This is a genomic window from Massilia sp. Root133 (assembly GCF_001426525.1).
In the GTDB taxonomy this organism is placed as follows: domain Bacteria; phylum Pseudomonadota; class Gammaproteobacteria; order Burkholderiales; family Burkholderiaceae_D; genus Telluria; species Telluria orientalis.
Map to the genome: position 1 here is coordinate 588,258 of NZ_LMEW01000001.1, position 22,114 is coordinate 610,371.

Genomic DNA, 22,114 nt, shown 5'->3' on the forward strand with positions numbered 1-22,114 from the left:
GCTTCGATGGGCTCAGAGAGCCTTGACGGTGTTCTTCAGCAGTCCGATGCCGCTGATCTCGACCTCGACCGTGTCGCCCGGCTTCATGTACAGCGGCGGCTCGCGGCGGTCGCCGACGCCGCCCGGGGTGCCCGTCGCGATCACGTCGCCGGGGGAGAGGGGGGTGAACGTCGACAGATACGAAATGATGACGGGCAGCGTGAAGATCAGGTCCGACAGCGGCGCCTGTTGCATGACGGCGCCGTTCAGCCGGGTCGTCAGCACGGATTGCGTGATGTCGGCGATCTCGTCTGCCGTGACCAGCGCCGGGCCGAAGGCGCCGGTGCCAGGAAAGTTCTTCCCGGGCGTCCACTGGTGCGTGTGGCGTTGCCAGTCGCGCACGGTGGCGTCGTTGAAGCAGGCATAGCCGGCGATATGGGCCATTGCATCCGCCTCGGCGATGTCGCTGCCGCCCTTGCCGATGACGACGGCGAGTTCGCCCTCGAAGTCGAATTTTTCCGATTTGCCGCTCGGGTAGCGCAGCGGCGCGCCGTCGGCGATGAGGGAGTCCGCGAAGCGCACGAAGATCGCCGGGTGCTCGGCATCCGGACGCTTCGTCTCGGCGACGTGCGATTTGTAGTTCAGGCCGACGCAGAAGATCTTGCGCGGGTTGGCGAGCGGCGGCAGCAGTTCAACGTCCGCCAGGGCCAGCGTGGCCGGTGCACTGGTCACGACTTCCTGCAGTTTGGGCAGCGCGCCGCCGTCCAGGACGGAACGGATGTCCGGATAGCGTTCCAGGAAATCCTTGCCCGGGGCGGCGATCCGGTCGCCGGACAGCACGCCGTAGCCGGCCTTGCCTTCGTATTGGTAAGCCACGAGTTTCATCCCGTATCTCCTCCGTTGTGTTGTTAGTCGATTCAGATTGGCAAATCGAGTCTAGGCCGTGCTAGGCTATGCCGGAAGCCATCAGTCAGACATTTCAGACATGCCTAAAAACGCATACCAAGAAGACGCCATCCATTACGGGGCCTGGAAGCTGTTCATCGTCGTGAGCGAGCTGGGAAGCCTGACGAAAGCAGCGACGGCCTACGGGACGACGCAGCCGCACATCAGCCGGCAGATCACCGAGCTGGAGCGCGAGTGCGGGGGGCGGTTGTTCGTTCGTACGGGACGTGGCGTCGTGCTGACGGAGCTCGGGCGCCGGATCGCACCGCGCATCCGCAGGTGGATTGCCGACACCGACCAGCTGACGAACGATATCCGCGCGACGGCGGACACGCCCGTCGGCGCGGTCCGGCTCGGGATCCTGCCGTCGACGGCCCATCCGTTCGTCACGACGCTGTATTACCGGCTGAAGGAGCAGTTCCCGCTGATCCAGTTGACGATCCGGGAAGGGCAGGGGGCGCAGCTGGAAACCTGGCTCGAGAATGGCGACGTCGACCTGGCACTGCTGTACCGGCACAGCGCGACCCCCAACCATGGCGACGTCTACCTGTCCGAAGTGGAGACGTACCTCGTCGGCCCGCCCGGCGATGCGTTGACGGGCGCACCGACCGTCGCTTTCCGGTCGTTGAACCGGCTGCCTCTCGTAATGTTCTGCCGGCCGAACTCATGGCGCGACAGGCTCGACCATGTCGCGGCCGAGCATGGGATCGCGCTGAATGTCGTGGCCGAGGTCGATTCGCTCGCGTTACAGACGCGGATCGTGAGCAATGGCGGCATGTATGCACTGCTGGGGCCGTATGCTATTTCCGGCGCAACCCGGTCCCTCCAGCTCCAGTCCAGCGCGATCGTCGAGCCGCAGCTGCTGCGTCATATCGCGTTGGCGGTGTCCCAGCAGGGACCGTTGACGCTCGCGGGCAAGACGGTGATGCAGCTCGTCAGGGAAATCGCGAACGAGGCACAGGTTGGCGGCATGCCGGTCAGTGTCGGGTGAAGACAGGTTCGAGGGGCGTCGTATATACTGACCGGTCTCGGTGCCGAGCCTGGATAGTATGAAATACCGCAAGAGAACGTTAAGTGTTGCCCCGATGATGGACTGGACCGAGGAAGCGCTGTTTATAGAGTGAGGAATGGGGCAGCTGTAGCAAATTTGTAGCAATTGGTTTTCGCGAAGACGAACGGCCCGTGCGAAGGCGGCGTTCGACACTGCCAAGGCATTCGTGGTCGAAGCCGTGCCCGAGCCCTTACGTCGGACTCCGGGGAACCTCGGTTGTGTGTCCGGCCGCTACGGTCGGCGTAAGTCGTTGGTTCAGATATGCCCCGACGTCGCGGCTGTTCGGTTTGCATGCTTGGCACTGCGCATGTGCTGATTGCCGATCGATATAAACAGTTTATTTAATAACGCCTCATGAGAAAAATCGCTGGCTGCCTTGCCACCGCGGTGATGTCAATGCAGGAGCGGACATCGGTCATGCGGTTCTAAGTCAACTCGTCCGCGGCACTGGCGGCCCTGACCGCACGGCTCGACGCGCTGGCCGCGCAGGCGCGTTTACAGCTCGACAGTCACGTACTGTAGTCTTACGACTAAGCCATTTCTCGAAACGGCCCCTGGCAGTGGGACAGCCTCCGCGGGAGCAGGACGGACAACACGGCGAACCGCGCCATGCGATGTCATAAGCCGACGCTGAATGCGCTGCCGATGGCCACGGTGGAACCCATGGCGAGGGCGCTCCAGCACGTGACGCGGAGCGCGGCCGGCATGGCGGGCGCGCCACCAGTCTTTGCCGCCAGTGCCCCGAGTCCGGCAAGCCCGACAAGTGTGGCAACGACCAGCACCGCAATGAGCAGCCCGGCTGGCGCCAATGCCGTGATCGCCAATGGCATGGCGGCGCCGACAGCAAAACTCGATGCGGAGGCAAGGGCCGCCTGCAATGGGCGTGCCTGCGTGGCTTCGGACATCCCCAGTTCGTCGCGGGCATGGGCGCCGAGAGCGTCATGCGCCATGAGTTGCGCGGCAACGCGCCGGGCCAAATCCGCCTCCAGGCCCCGCTGCACGTAGATCGCGGTCAATTCGCGCAGCTCCGCTTCCGGGTCATTGGCCAGTTCGTTTTTTTCCTGGCCGATCGATGCTTTCTCCGTGTCGGCCTGAGACGCGACCGAGACATATTCGCCCGTCGCCATCGACATGCTCCCGGCCACGAGTCCAGCGAAGCCGGTCAACAGCATATTGCTATGCGACGCATGAGCTGCGGCAACGCCGACGAGGAGACTGGAGGTCGAAATGATGCCATCGTTCGCCCCAAGGACGGCGGCGCGCAACCACCCCAAGTGTTTGATACGGTGCATTTCCTGGTGTCTCATGCTTCCGACCCGTAGTTGAGGTGGCTTTATTTTATGGCAAGCCAGGGGCATGCGCGAGTGGATAGTTGGGTTAAACTGACTTCATGCCTCCTGGTCCGCACCCGATTCACACCCTGGAACTCCGCGTCCGCGAGATCGAACAGTTATTCAATTCGCTCGACCCATCACCTCTCCTGAACAAGGATCTCGACCGCAGTTGTGAAGCATTCATTGAAAGCTGGGCGTTGGCCTTGCCTCACGAAAGCCGTTTGCAACTGACTATTTTCGTCGAAAAAATCGAGTCCACCGCAAAGGCCTGCGAACTTGTTTCTGATGCTATCCACAACTATTACCGATACAAGGCCGAGATGGTGCGTTATGAACTGCGCCAGTTATTAAGGCAGGGACGGATGAGTCTTGCAATCGGTGTGGCTTTCGTTTGTGTTTGCTTATTCCTTGCAGAGGTCGCGGGAGGTCTTATTCCCAGCCCCACCCAATCGATCGTACGCGAGAGCCTCACGATCATCGGTTGGGTTGCAATGTGGAGACCGGTGCAGATCTTCCTGTACGACTGGTGGCCGCTCAAAGGGCGAATCCGGGTCTTCGACAACCTGCGCTTTGCACGCGTCTCGATTATCGAGGCCTGATTTGTAACTGATTTGCCTGTTATGAAAGCAAAATACTCATCTTGGATCGCGCTTTGATTTGCATCAATTTTCAAAAAGATAAATTTGTGTCGATATAAGCGTTTTCGGCTATATTTTCCAGAGCTATCTGCTTGCTGTCAGACGCTTTCGGGCATTGGATATATTCTCTCCGCTTTTACCCGGGCACCCCGTCGAGTCGTCATCGCAGGTCCGATCTATGTATCGCTCCGACACTCCATCATGAAATTACTTCCAGTTTTCGTCGTGTTGACTGCTCTGGTCTGCAGTGATAAGGCGTCGGCCCATGTCGACTGTACGGACCCGGTTGACCAGTGGAAGCCACGTGATACGTTGCGGCAAGAGGCCGAAAAAAACGGTTGGACCATACAGCGCATCAAGGTGGATGACGGTTGTTATGAGGTGAGGGCGGTGGATCGCAACGGCAATAAGGTAAAAGCGAAATATTCTCCTGCTACCCTGAAAATTCGCAGTTTTGAAGTCGAGTTCCAAGAAGAGGCGGATACGGCGGAATATCTCCCGCCGGTTGGGAGAAGACATAACCTCGGGGCGAAGCACGACCGATAAAGGAAACTTTCGTGAAAAAAATAACCACATATATGTGCATCGCGAGCGCGTGCGCGCTTCCGACTGCCGCTTGGGCCAAGCCGGTAACGTTGAACGCTCAATTGCAGAATTATGGCGGCAATGGGGCTTATCTGGCGGTGTATCTGACCGACGCTGCCGGAAAATACAAGAAAACCTTATGGGTCGCGGGAAAGAAATCGAAATACTACAAGCACATGAGTGCATGGGCCCGGGGTAGCGGTCTCAATACCCGCGAGTTCGACGGCATCACAGGCGCCAGCGTCGGCAGCGGCAAAGGACTCAAGGTCACAGTCGAAATCGCTGATGTCCTGATCGACGCCGGCTATGAAATCAGGATCGATAGTGCTGTCGAGGACGGCCGGGACAATCCTGCCGAAGTGCGTGTGCCCCTGACGAAACAGGGCAGCGGAAAAGCGGTCAAGGGCCGAGGCTATATCAATACCTTCAGCTACGATCTGTAACCGCGGACGTATGTTACGCAAGATTCACTCGCTCCCGGGGCTTGTCGCCGCGCTGTTCATCGCCGTCGTGGGCGTGACGGGTGCGATCCTGTCGGTCGATCCGGCCGCCGAGCGGATGGGAGCGAGCCTGCCGGCGGGTCTTAACGTGGCCCGGCTGGCGGAGCGGGTGCAGACACGCTATCCCGGCGCGGAACAGATCCAACGCACGCCGTCGGGCGCTCTCATCGTGTATTACCAAACCGGGAGCGGCGCCGGGGCAGACCAGGTCGATCCAGCGAGCGGCAACCGTATTCGGCCGTACACCCCATCGGCGTTCTTCCGATGGGTTAAACAGTTGCACAGATCGCTGTTCCTCGACACGACCGGCCGCATCGCAACTGGCGTGACGGCGGTCGTGATGCTCGTGCTCTGCGTGTCGGGACTCATGCTGCTGGTCCATCGCGTCGGCGGTTGGCGGGCGCTGGCGCGGCCTCTACACGGCAGCAGAAGCCAGCGCTGGCATGCCGAGGTCGGACGGCTAGCCATTGCGGGCCTGTTGATATCGGCGATCACGGGCACGTACATGTCGGCCGCGACGTTCGGCTTCGTCTCCGACGGCATGCAAGACGAGCCCGATTTTCCGTCGACGACGTCGGGTGGGCCACCTGCGCCCGTGGGACGATTGCCTGCCCTGGTCGCCACCGACGTAGCCGACCTGCGCGAACTCGTGTTTCCGGAGCCCGGCGACGCTGCGGCCGTCTACACGTTGCGAACTGTCCAGGGAGACGGATACGTCGACCCGTCGAGCGGCGCCTTGCTCGCTTTTCGCGCGCACAGCGGCACGCGCGAGGCGTACGAGTTGCTCTACCGCTTGCACACGGGCGAAGGTCTCTGGTGGTTCGGTTTGATTCTGGGCGTGTGCGCATTGACGTCACCCTGGATGGCGGTGACGGGCGCGACTGTCTGGTGGCAGCGGCGGCGCGCGAAGCCGCGCCTGTCAGGCAACAGTCGGGCGCGGTCGGCGGAGATCCTGATCCTGGTGGGCAGCGAGAACAACAGTACATGGGGATTTGCGCGCGTTTTGCACGATGCGCTGCGCGAGGCGGGAAGGCGGGTGTGCACCGCGCCGATGAACCAGGCCTCGTTCCATGACAGCCCCGCACGCGTGGTCTTCGTCCTGACAGCGACCTATGGCGACGGCGGCGCGCCTTCATCCGCCGACCAGTTCCTGGCGCGGCTGGCTCAACGCCCGCCTGACCCGGCGACCCGATTCGCCGTGCTTGGTTTCGGTGACCGGCAATTTCCGAAATTCTGCCAGTTTGCCAAAGACGTCGATGCGGCTTTCCGTGCGCATGGCTGCCAGCCGGCCCTCGAACTGGTCACGATCAACCGGCAATCGTCGCAGGAATTCGCACGTTGGGGCGTTGCGGCCGGCGACATGCTTGGCACCGGGCTGAAGCTGGAATACACGCCGGTCCATCCGCAGACCTTTCCGTTATGCCTGCAGGAGCGGATCGATTATGGCCGGGAGGAATCCGAACCGACGGTCGTGCTGCGTTTCGTTGCCGCTTCCGTTGCGGCCCCCGGGGGCCTGTTGAACAGGCTGTTCAAGAGAGATCGACTGCCGCATTTCGAGGCGGGGGACCTGGCCGGCATCATTCCTCCCGGTAGCGCCATGCCGCGCTTCTATTCACTGGCGAGCGGTTCCGGGAACGGCGTGCTCGAAATTTGTGTGCGTAAGCAGCCGGGCGGCATGTGTTCCACATATCTGCACGGTCTTCGGGTTGGCGACCGTGTTGAAGCGTTCATCCAGCCGAATCCCCAGTTCCGTCCCGCGTCCGGAAAGTCGCCGGTGATCCTGATCGGAGCCGGCACCGGCATTGGCCCGCTCGCGGGTTTTATTCGAAATAATACCGGCAAATATCCCATGTATTTGTACTGGGGAGGGCGGGATCCCGAATCGGACTTCCTGTATGAACCGGAGTTGAAGAATTATCTGGCCGACGCCCGGCTCACGCAGCTTCACACCGCATTTTCACGTGTCGGCAATGGCGTCCGCGTGCAGACGCGATTGACGGAAGATGCCGAGAACATGCGCAGGTTGATTGGAGGCGGTGGCCAGGTTCTCGTCTGCGGCAGCAGTGCGATGGCGCACAGCGTGAGGATGGCTCTGGACGAGATCCTGGCGCCCATGAACCTGAGCGTACAAACGCTCAGAACGACTGGACGGTACCGTGAAGACGTTTTCTGAACAGCAGTCCCATGTCGCCTTGCGGCGCTACAGCCTGAATGGCAAGACGATGGGGACGCGCTATACGGCGATCTTTTATGCGTCGGAGCCCATCGATGCGATGGCAATCGGCGCGCGGCTGCAAGCCGCCGTCGACAAGGTGGATCTGCAAATGTCGACCTGGATACCAACGTCCGATGTGTGCCGCCTGAACGCCGCGCCCGAAAACACCTGGGTGACGATACCCTTCGAGCTGATGGAGGTACTCGACATCGGGCTGCGGGTCGGCCAGGCATCGCATGGCGCCTTCGACATGGGTGTTGGCGCACTCGTGGACGTGTGGGGATTTGGTCCATCGGCCCGGTCGTTCGCGGCGCACGATCCCGCGCCGGATCCGCGGCGACCCACGCAAGCGGGTGCAATCCTCGATACGGACCGCGCACGTCGGCGAGTCCGCAAGCTGCATCCGGTCACGTTGGACCTGTCGGGGATCGCCAAGGGCTACGGCGTCGACGAGCTTGCGCGCTGTCTCGAACGTCTGGGTGTCGAGCGTTACCTGGTCGGTATCGATGGCGAAATGCGGGCGCGTGGCGTCAAGCCCGGCGGGGAAGCTTGGGCTGTCGCGGTCGAGAAGCCGGTCTTCGGCCAGCGCGAGGTCTCCGGTGTCATGGAACTCGTTGACGCAGCCATCGCAACATCCGGCGATTATCGGCATTGGATCGAAGTCGATGGGAAGCGGTATGCACACACGATGGATCCGCGATCCGGACAGCCGTTGTCGAATGCCGTCGCGGCGGTCACCGTGCTCATGCCGACTTGCGTCCTGGCCGACGCCTGGGCCACGGCGCTGCTTGTGCTTGGTGAACAGGACGGTGTCGTCCTTGCCAGGGCAAACGGGATCGATGCGATTTTTGTCCTGCGCGAGGACGACCGGTTGCGGGAGATCCTGGTTCCTGGTCGTTTGCTGCAATGAGATCGGCGTCACCCGGCCGGCGCAGTGCCGCCTTGCCGCTTGCGAAGTACCGTCTTCACGACCTCGAACCACAGCGTGGCTACGATCGCGGCCCCCGCGGCAATCGGCAGTATCCCGGCCGGCGGTCGTACGAACGAGAACAGGCGCGCGATGGCGGGAATCGTGAGAACGATGGTGAGCACGGCGAGCGTCGACACGGCCATCCAGTTGAAATAGCGGTTCCCGGCATGTTCGCGTTGCCACGTGGCGCCTTCCCAGGTACGGTTTACATAGATGAGTCCGATGTTGGAAAGAACCAGTACCGTGAAGGTCATCGCGCGGGCGGCATCGTCGGAACCCGTGTGATGGCGGCTCCACGCGTACATCCCGCAAAGTAACGCCAGCAGACCCGCTCCCTGCCATAGCCCCCTGATCAGCACAGCCGTGTCGAACAGTCTGTCTTCCGGACGCCGTGGCTTGCCACGCATCGCATCCCGTTCTGGCTCCTCCGCTTCGAACACGAGCGAGCAGCTCGGGTCGATGATCAGCTGGAGGAACAGGATATGGGCTGGCAGGAGCACCAACGGCCACCCGAGCATGACGGGCAGAATGGACAGGCCGACGATCGGCACATGGACGGCGACCACGAACACGATGGCCTTGCGCAGATTGGAGAAGATGCGACGGCCATAGCGTACTGCCGTGACCAGTGAGGAAAAATCGTCCTCCAGAAGCACGAGGCCGGCAGCCTCGCGCGCGACGTCGGTGCCTCGCGCACCCATCGCGACCCCGATATTCGCCGCTTTCAGGGCCGGCGCATCGTTGACGCCGTCGCCGGTCATCGCAACGACTTCGCCGCTTGCCCGGAACGCCTGCACCAGCCGCAACTTGTGCTCAGGCATCACGCGGCAGAAGATATCCGTCGCCGCCAGGCGCATCCCGAGTTCGTCGTCGCCGAGCGAGGCCAGCTCCGCTCCCGTCATGAAGTTGCCATTCGCAGGCAGGCCCGCCTGGCGCGCAATCGACAATGCGGTGGCCGGATGGTCTCCGGTGATCATCACGACGCGGATGCCGGCTGCGCGGCATTCGGCGATGGCGTCGGGCACGTTGGCGCGCACCGGGTCTTCCAGTCCGACCAGGCCGAGGAATTGGAAATCGAAATCGTGCTGGCTCTCCGGCAGATCGCGGGCCGCGAACACGGCCCTCGCTACGCCGATCACACGCAGGCCGTCGGCCGCCATGCGCGCGACCTGATCCGCGATACGCGCGCCGCGTACCGGGTCCAGGTGGCATAGATCGACCATCGCCTCCGGCGCACCCTTGGCCGCGATCATGCGTTCGGTGGTGTCCGGCGATTGCCACACCCGCGTCATGGCCAGCATCTCGCGCGACAGGGGATAGTCGTCGACGAGCGTCCAGTCGCCGTGTAAATGCTCGGTGTCGGCAAGGAGCGTCTTGCCCGCCTCCGTGATGGCCGTTTCCATCGGATCGAAGGCGCGTCGGTGGCTCGCCAGCACGGCATACTCCAGCAGGCCATGAAAGGTTTCCGGAAATAGCGCATCCAGTGCGCCCCCGACGTCAAATTCCGTACCGTCGCACCAGAGCTTGCGGACCACCATGTGATTGGTGGTCAGCGTCCCTGTCTTGTCGACGCACAGCACTGTCGTGGCGCCGAGCAGTTCGACAGCGGGAATGTTCCTGGCTAAAACGCTTTGCCGGGACAGGCGCCAGGCACCGAGTCCGAGGAAGAGCGTCAGGACAACCGGCAACTCCTCGGGAATGATCGCCATTGCCAGCGTCAATCCCGCCAGCAGGGCGTGCAGCCACTCCGCGCGCAAGATGCCATAGCCGAGGGTCAATAGCGCAGCCAGCGCCATACCGGCCAGGGCCACGACCTTGACGATATGGCGGGTCTCGGCCTGGATGGGTGTACTGTTGCCGCCCAGGCCGGCAAGCGATCTTCCGATCCTGCCGAGGGCGCTTTGCTCGCCGGTGGCGACGACTTCGCCGCGCGCCGTGCCCTGGGTGACAAGGGTTCCGGAAAACACGTTGACGTTTGCATTGTCGTCCGGGGCCGCGCTGTCGGACGCCGCCCGCTTGGCGACAGGTACCGACTCGCCTGTCAGCATTGATTCGTCCACCATCAAGTTCGACGATTCGTGCAGCCGGATGTCGGCCGGCACCCGGTCGCCTTCCGCGAGGAGAACGACGTCGCCGCGCACCAGTTCGCGGCCCGGAATCCGTCGAGCCTGGTCTCCGCGCAAGACGAGCGCCCGCGGACTGGACAGGTCACGCAATGCATCGAGAGAGTGTTCCGTGCGGCGCTCCTGGACAAAGGTAATGCCCATCACGACAAACACGAACCCCAGCAGCATCGACGCTTCCTGGCGGTCGCCCAATACCATGTAGATGGCGCCACAGGCGACCAGCAGCAGGAACATCGGCTCGAAGACAATGTCGCGCAGCAGGCGCAGGACGCTGCGCGGCTTCGATGTGGGCAGTTCATTCGGACCTTGTTCGCGCAGTCGTCGTCCGGCTTCCTCGTCGTCGAGCCCGCAAGGCTGGGCAGGCCGCATGTCAGCTCCTTGATCCATCGGGGTGGTGTTTCTTCTGTCGGCTCACCCGCCGTGAGGCAGTCCGAGGTTCTGGTTGGCGGGGACGGCGATGTCGATCAGTTTGGGTTTCGGCAAATTCAGCTCTCCCATCAGTTTAATGAACTCTTCCCGGCTGCGGTTGGCGAGACGCGCGTTGTGGCGCTTCTCCCAGCCGACCGTCGACACCGACTGTCCCTTGTAGTCGTGACCTGGCCAGACGCGCACATCGTCGGGCAGGGCGAAGAGCTTGCGGGTTACGCTGTCGTACAGGGCGTCGGCGCTGCCGCTCTGGAAGTCGGTGCGTCCGCACCCGTCGATCAGCAGCGTGTCGCCGGTGAACACATTGCCGCGCCAGAGATAGCTCATGCTGCCCGCGGTATGGCCGGGTGTATGGATCACCTCGATCATTTCACCGTTGCCGAACGTGAGAACGTCGCCGTCGTTGAGTTGCATTTCGGCCGGCGCGATACCGCACCCACTCGGCACCGCCGCCTTGGCGCCGGTCAGGTCCCGTAGTTCGCCGGCCGACGTGACGTGGTCGGCGTGCGCGTGCGTTTCAAGTACGTAGGCCAGCTTCAGGCCGAGCCTCTCGAGATGGCGCAGATCGCGCTCGAGCTGGCGGTCGACAGGATCGACGATGACCGCTTCGGGACTTCCCGGTGCCGAGAGAATATAGGTGAAGGTCGATGACTCGGTGTCGAACAGCTGAATTGGATTGAGATGCATGGCGTACTCCATGGGCGTCGTGTGGTGCTTACAGTAATGTCTTGGCGATCATGCCGACAGCGACCACGGCGGATACCGTGGCGAAGGCTCTTTGCAAATGTGGGCCGGACAGCCGCGCCGACAGCGTGCGGCCGCCGAGCATCCCTGCCAGCGCGCCGGCGGAGAATGGTAGAGCGATGCCCCACGCGAGCGTGCCGCTGGCCGCGCTGGTGGCGACCCCGGCCGCCGAGATCAGCGCGATGACGGCCAGCGACGTCGCCACCGCCGACTGCATCGCCAGGTCGGTATGGCGCTGCAGCGCCGGCACCATCACGAAGCCGCCGCCGACGCCCAGCAAGCCGGACAACAGGCCGGCAATCGAGCCGGACAGGGCGAGCGCGCGGGCGCACGGACGGGTCCAGATGAAGCGGCCCGTCCCCGCCCCGCGCTGGCAGACCGGCCGGCGTGCTGCTTCTTCTACCGCAGCGAGATGGCCGGCGCGCGTCTTGCGAAACGTGTTCAAGGCGACATACAGCAGCACCAGCGCGAACAGCACGCCGAGCCAGCGGTTGTCGATGCGGTGCGCCAGCCACAGTCCGGCAGGGGAGAACAGCATACCCGTCATGGCGATCAGGAGTGCCGCGCGATAGCGCACCACCCCGGCGCGCAGGCCGAGGAGGGCGCCGAGGGCGGCCGCCATCCCGACCGCCATGAGGCCGATCGGTCCGGCCTGCGCCACGCCGATATGGGTGCCAAATACCAGCAACGGCACCGCGAGGATGCCGCCGCCCGCCCCGGTCAGTGCCAGGATCAATCCGACCGCCAGTCCGAGTAACAGCGAAGTCAGCATCGCACGGCTCCGGTTATGCGGCGCGCGTCCTGGCCGCGGCGACGCGTCGCTCCAGGAATTCGAACACGACCATCCCGGCCAGCATGGCGCCGGTGAAGATCAGGACCTTGCTCCCGCCCGTGGCCAACGACGCCAGTGCGGGGCCCGGGCAGAAACCGGCCAGTCCCCATCCGGCGCCGAATGCCAGGCTGCCCAGGACGAGACGGCGGTCGATCCGGCTGACGGTCGGCAGGCGCATGGCCTCGCCCAGCATCGAGCGCTCACGCGTGCCGGCGAAGCGGAAGGCGACGAGCGCGACCAGGATCGCACCGCCCATGACGAAGGCCAGCGACGGGTCCCAGCTACCCGCCAGGTCGAGAAACGCCTGGACCTTGGCCGGATCGGTCATGCCCGCGACGATCAGCCCGATCCCGAAGACCAAGCCGACGATGAATGCGCTGACGATTTGCATGATTTATTCCTCCTCAAGCGGCAAGGTGCCGTATGACGAACACGGTGACAAACCCTGCCAGCATGAACGCGGCAGTCGCGACCAGCGAGCGCGGCGACAGGCGGGACAGGCCGCACACGCCGTGGCCGCTGGTGCATCCCGACCCGTAGCGGGTGCCGAGGCCGACCAGTAGGCCGGCGGCGATGAGCGTGCCGTCGCCGGCTTCAATATGGGCGGCGGGCAAGGTCCGGAACAGGCCGTAGAGCAGGGGAGCGGCCACCAGCCCGGCCAGGAAAGCGACGCGCCAGGCGATATCGCCCTGCACCGGGCGCAGGAGACCGCCGAGAATGCCGCTGATGCCGGCGATCCTGCCGTTGAGCAGGACGAATGTCGAGGCGGCCAGTCCGATCAGCAGCCCCCCGGCCAATGCTGTCCAAGGGGTAAAGTGGGTCCAGTCAATCGTCATTGTCTTCTCCCAGTGGTTGGACACAGTACAGTTGGTAAAGCACCTGCAGCACCGCGGTGGCTTCCTTGCTCGCGAGGCTGTAGTAAATCTGCTTGCCCTCACGGCGGGTACTCACCAGCTGCTCCTCGCGCAGTACACCGAGTTGCTGGGAAAGCGTGGGTTGCTGGATGCCGAGCTTGGATTCAAGATCGCTGACGCAGAACTCACCCTGCGTCAACTGGCACAGCAGCAATAAGCGGTCCGGATTGCCGAGCACCTTCAGCAAGGCGCAGGCCCGTGCGGCGGCGGCCTGCATGTCCTCCAGGTTGAATTTGTCTTGGTCGTGCGCCACAGGTTGACTCCTCAATTTCAATATAGCCGTGAATATTATATTGATTTACGATATATATTTCAATAGAATGATTTCATCGGCGATGATTTTCATGAAAGGGGACAAGATGACGGGCAACCGGTTCGAGGACGCGGCAAGAGTCTGGGACGAACGTTATGACACGTCGGAATTCGTTTTTGGTACCGAACCAAACAGTTATCTCGCCAGGCATGCGCCTCTTCTGGAGGCTGGCCAGAGTGCCCTCTTGGTAGCGGACGGCGAAGGGCGCAACAGCGTTTGGCTGGCCAGGCAAGGATTGCTCGTGGACGCCTTCGACATATCGTCGACGGGCGTTGCCAAGGCCCGCAGACTCGCGCGCGATGCGCGGGTGTCGGTCAACTACCAGGTAGCGGACTGCACCACGTGGTCCTGGAGTCCGGATGCTTACGACGTCATTGCCGCCATCTTCATCCAGTTCGCCGATCCGGCGCTACGCGTCCGGATCTTCGCCGGAATGACGGCCGCGCTCAAACCGGGAGGGCTGCTCATCTTGCAGGGGTATACGCCAAAACAGTTGGAATACAACACGGGCGGGCCGGGCGTCCTCGATAATCTGTATACGGAGCAGATGCTGCGCGCGGCATTCGCATCGCTCGAGATCCTGGAGCTCGAAGAGTACGAGGCCGAACTCGGCGAAGGGAAGCGCCATGCGGGCCTCTCGGCGCTCGTTGGGATGGTTGCGCGCAAGTCTGCACTTCCTTGAAAGGTTGTTCTCGCGCGGACAGTTGAGTATGCTGGCCAAAGCTTGTCTTTCTAGTCTCACTCTACTAAAGGCAAAGGCTGATGAAAATCAAAGTCTTGGAAACCGAACGCGAGAAGTGCCAACGCGTCGTTGCACTACTTGAAGACATGGCTCGCGCTACCGGTGTGTCGATTGATATCGCAGAGGTCACGGACAGGCAGGACATCGAGCGGCTGGGTGCGACCGCGACGCCAGCCATCCTCATCGATGGCGCGCTCGTCCACGGCGGCAGCATGCCAACACGCGATCAGGCGGCAAACTGGCTCAAGGCGAAAACGCCGGGTTTCCTGGATAGGCCGACCCGGCACCTGTTTTTTACAGGTAAAGGAGGCGTCGGCAAGACGTCGCTGTCGACCGCGACGGCGCTGGCGCTCGCCGATGCTGGAAAAAGGGTGCTTCTCGTCAGTACCGACGCCGCATCGAACCTCGACGAAATGCTGGGCATCGAGCTTCGCAACAAACCCTCTCCGGTGCCCGGCGCACCGGGATTGTCCGTGCTGAACATCGACCCGGACGCGGCCGCCGAATCGTATCGCCGACGGGTCCTGGCACAGATGGACGCCAGCGCCAGCGATACAGACCGCGCAACTGTGCGTGAACAATTGTCCGGCGCTTGTACTACGGAGATCGCTTCGTTCGACGAATTTGCCTCCCTGCTGTTCGACGCAGCCGATGACTACGACCATGTCGTGTTCGACACGGCGCCGACGGGGCACACGCTACGCTTGCTCAGCCTGCCACAGGCGTGGAGCGGTTTTCTGGCCGGTAACGATCGTGGCGCCTCCTGTCTTGGCCCGCATTCGGGCTTGAAGATGCAGGAAGTACGCTTCAAGGCTGCGATGGATGCCCTGACCGATCCGGGCCGGACGACAATCATTCTGGTCGCCCGCGCCGACAAGAGTGCGATTGCCGAGGCGGCGCGCACGTCGGAGGAATTGCACACGCTCGGCCTGAACAACCAGCGTCTGGTCATCAATGGGGTGTTCCACGCCAGCGATCCCGACGATATGGTCGCGGTTGCCATCTGGACTCTGGAACAGCGGGCATTGGATGAGATGCCGACATGCCTGCAATCATTACCGCAAGATCAGGTGCCGCTGCGATCGTTCGACACGGTCGGGCTTGCTGCCTTGCGTGCGCTTTTTACGGCAAATGCGAGCCCGACCATCAAGAGCAATGCCGCCAATGATCCCATCGAGCCGCTGCCCGGCCTGGACGCGTTGGCCGACGAGCTGGCACTTGCCGAACACGGTTTGATCATGGTGATGGGTAAGGGCGGGGTGGGCAAGACGACCCTGGCCGCCGCCTTGGCGCTCGGTCTGATCCGACGCGGGAAAACCGTCCACCTCAGCACCACGGATCCGGCAGCGCACCTTGCCGGCACGTTGGATGCGGAGGTGTCTGGTCTGCATGTCGATCGCATCGACCCGAAGGTTGAAACCCAGCGCTACATCGCCAAGGTGATGGCAAGCAAATCGTCGGGGTTGAATGCGCAGGAAAAAGCCTTGTTGCTGGAAGATTTGCGCTCGCCGTGCACCGAAGAAGTAGCGGTTTTTCACGCCTTCTCGAAAATCGTCAACGAAGCCCGGAGTGCCTTCGTCGTGCTCGACACGGCGCCAACCGGGCACTCCCTGCTGTTGATGGATGCTACCGGTGCCTATCATCGGCAAACGCTGCGCGAATTCGAGGGCCTTGGCAGTGGACGCGTGACCACGCCCTTGATGCGGCTACAAGATGGAACCTACACAAAGATCATCCTGGTGACCTTGCCGGAAGTGACGCCCGTTTCGCAAGCAGTGGCGTTACAGGACGACTTGCGCCGCGCCGGCGTCGAACCCTATGCGTGGGTGATCAACAAGAGCATACTTGCTGCCGGCACGCGTGACCCGCTTCTACAGGCGCGGATGGCCGGCGAGCGCGAGCAGATGAGACGCGTGGCTGATGGATTGGCAGAGCGTTTGTTCGTCGTGCCCTGGCGTACTACGCCACCAGTTGGCAACCTCGAGTTATCCAGGCTGGTCAGTAAACCGCAGGACAAGGAAGATGCTGACGACGGGCGGCCAGCGTCGGTTCACTGACATTGCTGCCGCATCATTTCCATATGTTGTAGGCGCATCTCGGGAGACATCGCTTGCATGTTCCGTTCCATCATCGCTTGCCGAGCCTGCTCTGTCGGAGCGTCGCGCATGCCGCGGTACATGGCGCACATCGCATCCTTATCCATCATCGGCTGTCGTTGCGTAGAGGCGGTGGCATTTCCGCAATCCGTCATCGGGCAGCTGCCATTGCTTCCTGTCATGCCGGCGCCCATCATTCCGCCAGTCGACTGGGGGCCACCCGGTAAGCCATTGCCAGCGGTTTCTGCAGATTGATCCGCGTGATGCCGACCATGGTCGCCGTCAGGACTGGCACACGCGACAAGGCCCGCTGTCGCGAGCAATCCAAGCATCACTCGAAAAGAACGGGGCCGTTTGATTGACATGTTCGCGCTCCTTGTTCTGACGTCGAGGTGTGCGCTTAACATACTCTTTCATCGCGGGCGGGGCAAGGATTGCGACAGCATGCTTTAACGTGAGATGGCGGCAGAGACCTCGATGCGGGATAATCCTGTCTTTGGATGGCTACTGAACCATGCATTCATAACTAATTTGAGTTTGAATTAAGTCAACAGCCACGAATGTAATTTTGAGATATTGATGAAATACCGCAAGCGAACTTTAAGTACGGCACCCATGATGGACTGGACGGACCGCCACTGCCGCGTCTTCCACCGCCAGATCACGCAACACACCTGGTTGTATACAGAGATGGTGACGACGGGCGCCCTGATCCATGGCGACGTCGAGCGCCACCTGCGCTACGACGACGTCGAGCATCCCATCGCGCTGCAGCTGGGCGGCAGCGATCCCGCCGACCTCGCCAAGAGCGCCAAGCTGGGGGAGCAGTGGGGCTATGACGAGATCAACCTGAATTGCGGCTGCCCGTCCGAGCGCGTGCAGAAGGGGGCGTTCGGCGCCTGCCTGATGCAGGAACCGCAACTCGTCGCCGATTGCGTGAAGGCGATGCGCGACGCCGTCAGCATCGACGTCACCGTCAAGCACCGTATCGGCATCGATCACAACGAAGAATATGGCTTCGTGCGCGATTTCATTGGCACCATCGCCGACGCCGGTTGCCGCACCTTCATCGTCCACGCGCGCAATGCCGTGCTGAAGGGGCTGTCGCCCAAGGAAAACCGCGAGATCCCGCCGCTGCGCTATGAAGTCGCGTACCAGCTGAAGCGCGAATTCCCCGACCTCGAGATCATCATCAACGGCGGCATCAAGACCGACGACGAGATCGCCACGCACCTGCAGCACGTGGACGGCGTCATGATCGGCCGCGAGGCATACCATAATCCCTACGTGATGGCCGGCTGGGACGCCCGTTTCTATGGCGACGCAACCCCGCCGAAAACGCGCGAGCAGGTGCTGGAAGCCATGATTCCATACATCCGCGCCGAGCTGGAGCGCTACGGTCCGCTGGGCCTGCGCCTGAACAGCATCACGCGCCACATGCTGGGCCTGATGGCCGGCCTGCCGGGCGCGCGCGGCTATCGCCAGTTGCTGTCCGATTCCCGCCGCCTCGCCGCAGGCAACCCCGATCTCCTCCTCGAAGCCGCCGGCAAACTGCGCCTCGCCGCGTAAGCGCCGCGTAAGGTTGACTTTTAGTTATTTTGCTACCCCGGTTGCATGAAAATGGCCGGGATGTTCAAAATCCGCTACAAAAAATGTTGCAAACTTTTAATCGTTTGCAACGTTATCCTTGCCCTATAGCAAGAATAGACCCATAATCTGGGCTCTTCTCCTTGCATGACATCTAATCCTGTTGTTGTGGTGAAACATAATTACAGCGGTGCATGTTTTCTGTCTGCAAATCGTCGTTTTGATTTATCCTGACGGAAATACGTAAGTCCACCGGGAAGATGGACTTTCCGTAACAAAAGACAAAGACTCCGGAGCGGGTCTGATCACTTGAAACAGGGAAGATAAGGAATGAACTTAGCAAACATGAAGGTCGGCGTGCGTCTGGGCCTGGGTTTTGCCCTCGTGCTCGTGCTGCTGGTTATCGTTACCGTCGTCGGCATCCTGCGCATGGCGCAGATCCAGAACCGGCTCGACCACGTCGTGAATGTCAACAATGTCGTCACCCGCCTGGTCGTCGACATGCGTAACAACGTGAGCGAACGCGTCACCTCGCTGCGTACCCTGACCCTGATGACGGACCCGGCCGACATGGAGCCGGAACTGAACCGTTTCAAGGAACAGACTGCCAAATACGATGCTCTGCAACAAAAACTGGCAGCTAAGTTCTCTGAAGAAGCGTTGCCTGAAGAAAAATCCCTGCTGAACCAAGTGAAAGAAGCCGAAGGCGCCGCCATGCCGGCCATCGCCAAGGCATCGGCACTCTACCTGGCCAATAACGCGATGGACGCCACCCGCGTGATGGTCAAGGAAATCCGTCCTGCCCAGAAGAAGTGGCTGGACGGGCTTGACCAACTGGGCAGGCTGGAAGACAAGCTGAACGCGCAGTCCCAGGTCGACGCGGAAGCCGCCTTCGCCAGCGCCCGTAATTTCATGCTCGTGCTGCTGGCCCTGGCCGTCACACTCGGCATCCTGGCTGCCACCATCATCACCCGCGGCCTGCTGAAGCAGCTGGGCGGCGAACCGGACTACACCGCCAAGATCGCCGGCAGCATCGCCGAAGGCGACCTGTCGATCGCCATCGACACCAAGTCGTCGGATCGCGGCAGCCTGCTGATCGAAATGAAACAGATGCGCAACAGCCTGGTCGACATCGTCAGCCAGGTCCGTCGCGGCACGCATACCATCACCACCGCATCGCGTGAAATCGCAGCCGGCAACACCGACCTGTCGTCGCGTACCGAACTGCAAGCCAGCTCGCTGGAGAAGACTGCGTCGGCGATGGAAGAACTGACGTCGACCGTGAAGCAGAACGCGGACAATGCCCGCGAAGCGAATCACCTGGCCGCCACCGCATCGGACGTGGCACGCAAGGGCGGTGACGTGGTGTCGCAGGTCGTCGGCACGATGGGCGAGATCAATAGCTCGGCAAGCAAGATCGCCGACATCATCGGCGTCATCGACGGCATCGCCTTCCAGACGAACATCCTGGCACTGAACGCCGCCGTCGAGGCAGCCCGTGCCGGTGAACAGGGTCGCGGCTTCGCCGTCGTCGCCTCGGAAGTGCGTAACCTGGCCCAGCGTTCCGCAGCGGCCGCGAAAGAAATTAAGCAGCTGATCGGCGACTCCGTCGAGAAGATCGGCCGCGGCAGCAAGCTCGTCGGCGAGGCCGGCGAGACGATGGACGAGGTCGTTGCCAGCGTCAAGCGCGTGACCGACATCATGAGCGACATCGCCAGCGCCAGCGCCGAACAGAGCGCCGGCATCGAACAGGTCAACCTGTCGATCATCGAGATGGACGGCATGACGCAGCAGAACGCCGCGCTGGTCGAAGAAGCCGCCGCCGCCTTCCAGAGCCTGCAGGACCAGGCCGCTGAACTGCAGCGCGTCGTCAGCATCTTCAAGCTGGCCGAAGGCGAGGAGCAGGCCATCGTGGACGCACCGGCGCCGGCCGCCGCCACCGCCAGCCGCGCTGTCGTCGTCCGCCCGGCCGCCAAGCCGCAGCTGAAGAAACCGGCCGCCGCGAAGGCCAAGAAGCCGGCCCAGCAGGAACGTCCGGCGGATGCGCCGGCATCGACCGCGAAAAAAGTCGCAGCGGCAGCCGCCAGCGACGATTGGGAAGAATTCTGAGCCAGGACGGCTCGTCCAGCGCCGGTGGAGAGCACCGGCATCAAAAAAAACTTTGTTTTTCGGGGGTAATAAAAATGTCCAATAAGAAATTTTCTGTGAGCCTCGTCGCTCTGCTGGTCTCCGGTATCGCTGGTTCGGCTTTTGCAGGCGAAACGCCGGCGACGTTCGATCCGTCCAAATGCAAGGTCGAATATCCGAAAGCGTCGCTGATGAACGAAGAGCAGGGCATCACGTCGATGTCCTTCCTCGTCGCCGCCGACGGTTCGGTGGCCGATTCGAAGCTGGAGAAATCGAGCGGCTTCAAAGGCCTGGACAAGGCTGCAATGAAGGGCCTGTCGGCCTGCAAGTTCAAGCCAGGCACCAAGGATGGCGCACCGGCCCAGACCTGGACCAAGGTCGACTACGCCTGGAAGCTGGACTGATCGTCTGGCGGGTGCCGGCCGGCCTGGCTCGGCGCCCCAGGTGAGGCTCTGCGTCCCCGGCATCTTGGCCGGGTGCGCGCGAGACCTGGGCCTGGCGGCATCCAACAGCTCGAAAAGGGCGTCCCCGCGGTGAACTGAACCCCAAAAGTTGGACACCAACTTTTGGGGTTTTTTCATGACGAAGTACGATGAGCGGTTCAAGCTCTCTGTAGTTCAGCAATACTTGGACCAGCAAGGCGGATACAAGACGCTGCGCTGAAGCACGGGTTGGCGCACTCGATGGTTAGGCGNTGAACTGAACCCCAAAAGTTGGACACCAACTTTTGGGGTTTTTTCATGACGAAGTACGATGAGCGGTTCAAGCTCTCTGTAGTTCAGCAATACTTGGACCAGCAAGGCGGATACAAGACGCTGGCGCTGAAGCACGGGTTGGCGCACTCGATGGTTAGGCGGTGGGTCGAGCGGTTCCGCGCCCATGGCAGCGAGGCTTTCAAGAAGAAGTTCAGCCACTACAGCGCCGAGTTCAAACTGTCAGTCTTGCGGCACATGTGGGAAAATGAGATGTCATACGGCCAGACGGCCGTGCAGTTCGATATTCGCAATCCCGGCATTCTCAGTGTGTGGGAGCGCAGCTTTCATAGCGGCGGACTGGATGCATTGAAACCACGCCCACGAGGAAGACCCACAGCAATGGCAGTCCCGACAGCAAAGCCTGATATGCCCTCCGATGAAAAGCGATCCAGGGAGGAATTGCTGGCCGAACTGGACTACCTGCGCATGGAGAATGCTTACCTAAAAAAGTTGCAAGCCTTAGTTCAGGCCCGGCCGAAGCAAGCGTCGCCGAAAAAACGCAAGTAGTGCACGAACTAAGGCAGCATTACYCTATGGCTGGCCTGCTCAAGCTGGCGCAGCTCTCGCGTAGCACGTTCTATTACCGGCTGAGTTTGCGACATGAGGGCGACAAGTACGGCGAGCTGAAAGCCGCGATCAAAGCCATCTTCGAGCGTCACAAGGGGCGTTATGGTTACCGGCGTATCACGGCTGTCGTGAAGCAGTCGGGGCACCTGGTCAATCACAAGGTGGTTCAGCGTCTGATGGGCGTGCTTGGCCTGAAATCGCTTGTACGACCGAAGAAGTACCGCTCGTTCAAGGGCGAGGTAGGGCAAACCGCGCCGAATGAGCTACARCGCCAGTTCAAGGCCGARGCAGCCAATCAGAAATGGGTGACGGACGTGACCGAGTTTAACGTCGCGGGTGAAAAGTTGTACCTGTCGCCAGTACTGGACCTGTACAACGGTGAAATCATTGCCTTCGAAACGAAYAGGCGTCCCGTCTTCGATATGGTCAGCTCGATGCTCAATAAAGCCTTGGCCAAGCTGCAACCGCATGAAAAACCGATGCTTCACTCCGATCAGGGCTGGCAATATCGGATGCCAGCTTACCAGCGTCAGCTACGGGAGAGGCAACTCGTGCAGAGCATGTCCCGCAAAGGCAACTGTCACGACAACGCAGCGATGGAAAGCTTCTTCGGCGTGCTCAAGTCCGAGTTTTTCTACCTGAACAGATTCGACAGCGTGGATGAATTA

Annotated in this window: 21 protein-coding genes; 12 read left to right on the forward strand and 9 right to left on the reverse strand. The window is 61.7% G+C overall.

Annotation, left to right across the window (positions count from 1 at the left end):
* Positions 1 to 12: 12 nt before the first annotated feature.
* Positions 13 to 864 (reverse strand): fumarylacetoacetate hydrolase family protein, encoded by an 852-nt coding sequence (locus ASD28_RS02655; RefSeq protein WP_056123483.1) that lies wholly within the window; start codon positions 862 to 864, stop codon positions 13 to 15.
* 100 nt (positions 865 to 964) lie between these two features.
* On the opposite strand from ASD28_RS02655, the gene ASD28_RS02660 reads away from it, so the two are divergent.
* Entirely contained in the window at positions 965 to 1,915 is a 951-nt protein-coding gene (locus ASD28_RS02660; RefSeq protein WP_229411874.1) for a LysR family transcriptional regulator, read from the forward strand.
* Positions 1,916 to 2,592: 677 nt separating this feature from the next.
* Here ASD28_RS02660 and ASD28_RS02665 read toward each other — a convergent pair.
* A complete protein-coding gene (locus ASD28_RS02665; protein WP_229411872.1) occupies positions 2,593 to 3,267 on the reverse strand; it encodes a VIT family protein in 675 nt (224 codons plus the stop codon).
* Positions 3,268 to 3,365: 98 nt separating this feature from the next.
* Between ASD28_RS02665 and ASD28_RS02670 the strand changes: the two genes are divergently transcribed.
* From ASD28_RS02670 to ASD28_RS02690, 5 genes are all read left to right on the forward strand, one after another.
* Positions 3,366 to 3,908: a hypothetical protein gene (locus ASD28_RS02670; protein ID WP_056123489.1), complete on the forward strand. Its 543-nt coding sequence runs from the start codon at positions 3,366 to 3,368 to the stop codon at positions 3,906 to 3,908.
* Between the two features lie 240 nt (positions 3,909 to 4,148).
* Positions 4,149 to 4,493: a PepSY domain-containing protein gene (locus ASD28_RS30810; protein WP_082576996.1), complete on the forward strand. Its 345-nt coding sequence runs from the start codon at positions 4,149 to 4,151 to the stop codon at positions 4,491 to 4,493.
* An 11-nt stretch (positions 4,494 to 4,504) separates the two neighbouring features.
* Positions 4,505 to 4,975, forward strand: a complete 471-nt coding sequence (locus ASD28_RS02680) for a DUF2271 domain-containing protein (RefSeq protein ID WP_229411870.1) — start codon at positions 4,505 to 4,507, stop codon at positions 4,973 to 4,975.
* A 10-nt stretch (positions 4,976 to 4,985) separates the two neighbouring features.
* Entirely contained in the window at positions 4,986 to 7,205 is a 2,220-nt protein-coding gene (locus tag ASD28_RS02685) for a PepSY domain-containing protein (RefSeq protein ID WP_056123498.1), read from the forward strand.
* A complete protein-coding gene (locus tag ASD28_RS02690; protein ID WP_307166932.1) occupies positions 7,189 to 8,157 on the forward strand; it encodes an FAD:protein FMN transferase in 969 nt (322 codons plus the stop codon). Before ASD28_RS02685 ends, ASD28_RS02690 begins: the two co-directional genes overlap by 17 nt.
* Positions 8,158 to 8,165: 8 nt before the next feature.
* Here ASD28_RS02690 and ASD28_RS02695 read toward each other — a convergent pair whose 3' ends face one another.
* The 6 genes from ASD28_RS02695 to ASD28_RS02720 are packed head-to-tail and all read right to left on the reverse strand — an operon-like array spanning position 8,166 to position 13,476.
* Positions 8,166 to 10,712 carry a cation-translocating P-type ATPase gene (locus tag ASD28_RS02695; protein ID WP_156403642.1) on the reverse strand — a complete coding sequence of 849 codons (2,547 nt, stop codon included), beginning with the start codon at positions 10,710 to 10,712 and terminating at the stop codon, positions 8,166 to 8,168.
* Between the two features lie 42 nt (positions 10,713 to 10,754).
* Entirely contained in the window at positions 10,755 to 11,456 is a 702-nt protein-coding gene (locus tag ASD28_RS02700) for an MBL fold metallo-hydrolase (RefSeq protein ID WP_056123506.1), read from the reverse strand.
* A 28-nt stretch (positions 11,457 to 11,484) separates the two neighbouring features.
* Entirely contained in the window at positions 11,485 to 12,285 is an 801-nt protein-coding gene (locus ASD28_RS02705) for a sulfite exporter TauE/SafE family protein (RefSeq protein WP_056123508.1), read from the reverse strand.
* A 13-nt stretch (positions 12,286 to 12,298) separates the two neighbouring features.
* Positions 12,299 to 12,736, reverse strand: a complete 438-nt coding sequence (locus ASD28_RS02710; RefSeq protein WP_056123510.1) for a DUF6691 family protein — start codon at positions 12,734 to 12,736, stop codon at positions 12,299 to 12,301.
* 13 nt (positions 12,737 to 12,749) lie between these two features.
* On the reverse strand, positions 12,750 to 13,181 hold the full coding sequence (locus ASD28_RS02715) for a YeeE/YedE family protein (protein ID WP_056123518.1): 432 nt from the start codon (positions 13,179 to 13,181) through the stop codon (positions 12,750 to 12,752).
* Positions 13,171 to 13,476 carry a metalloregulator ArsR/SmtB family transcription factor gene (locus ASD28_RS02720; protein WP_200948756.1) on the reverse strand — a complete coding sequence of 102 codons (306 nt, stop codon included), beginning with the start codon at positions 13,474 to 13,476 and terminating at the stop codon, positions 13,171 to 13,173. Before ASD28_RS02720 ends, ASD28_RS02715 begins: the two co-directional genes overlap by 11 nt.
* A gap of 103 nt (positions 13,477 to 13,579) precedes the next feature.
* On the opposite strand from ASD28_RS02720, the gene ASD28_RS02725 reads away from it, so the two are divergent.
* Together ASD28_RS02725 and arsA are read left to right on the forward strand one after the other, a co-directional pair.
* Entirely contained in the window at positions 13,580 to 14,254 is a 675-nt protein-coding gene (locus tag ASD28_RS02725) for a class I SAM-dependent methyltransferase (RefSeq protein WP_229411868.1), read from the forward strand.
* Positions 14,255 to 14,334: 80 nt separating this feature from the next.
* Positions 14,335 to 16,371: an arsenical pump-driving ATPase gene (gene arsA, locus ASD28_RS02730; RefSeq protein WP_082576995.1), complete on the forward strand. Its 2,037-nt coding sequence runs from the start codon at positions 14,335 to 14,337 to the stop codon at positions 16,369 to 16,371.
* Here arsA and ASD28_RS31565 read toward each other — a convergent pair.
* A complete protein-coding gene (locus tag ASD28_RS31565) occupies positions 16,365 to 16,775 on the reverse strand; it encodes a hypothetical protein (RefSeq protein ID WP_156403641.1) in 411 nt (136 codons plus the stop codon). The genes arsA and ASD28_RS31565 overlap by 7 nt on opposite strands.
* A 214-nt stretch (positions 16,776 to 16,989) precedes the next feature.
* On the opposite strand from ASD28_RS31565, the gene dusA reads away from it, so the two are divergent.
* The 4 genes from dusA to ASD28_RS32605 all read left to right on the forward strand — a co-directional run.
* The gene (gene dusA, locus ASD28_RS02735; RefSeq protein WP_056123524.1) at positions 16,990 to 17,979 is read left to right on the forward strand and encodes a tRNA dihydrouridine(20/20a) synthase DusA; all 990 of its coding nucleotides are present in this window, start codon (positions 16,990 to 16,992) and stop codon (positions 17,977 to 17,979) included.
* Between the two features lie 348 nt (positions 17,980 to 18,327).
* Positions 18,328 to 20,106 (forward strand): methyl-accepting chemotaxis protein, encoded by a 1,779-nt coding sequence (locus tag ASD28_RS02740; RefSeq protein ID WP_229411865.1) that lies wholly within the window; start codon positions 18,328 to 18,330, stop codon positions 20,104 to 20,106.
* A gap of 74 nt (positions 20,107 to 20,180) precedes the next feature.
* A complete protein-coding gene (locus ASD28_RS02745; RefSeq protein WP_056123531.1) occupies positions 20,181 to 20,528 on the forward strand; it encodes an energy transducer TonB in 348 nt (115 codons plus the stop codon).
* Between the two features lie 336 nt (positions 20,529 to 20,864).
* Positions 20,865 to 22,114 (forward strand): IS3 family transposase gene (locus ASD28_RS32605; protein WP_229412373.1). Its coding sequence is split into 2 segments (ribosomal slippage), with 1,248 coding nucleotides annotated over them: positions 20,865 to 21,341 and positions 21,344 to 22,114; the frame shifts between segments, so codons are not numbered across the junction. This gene is flagged as partial in the annotation.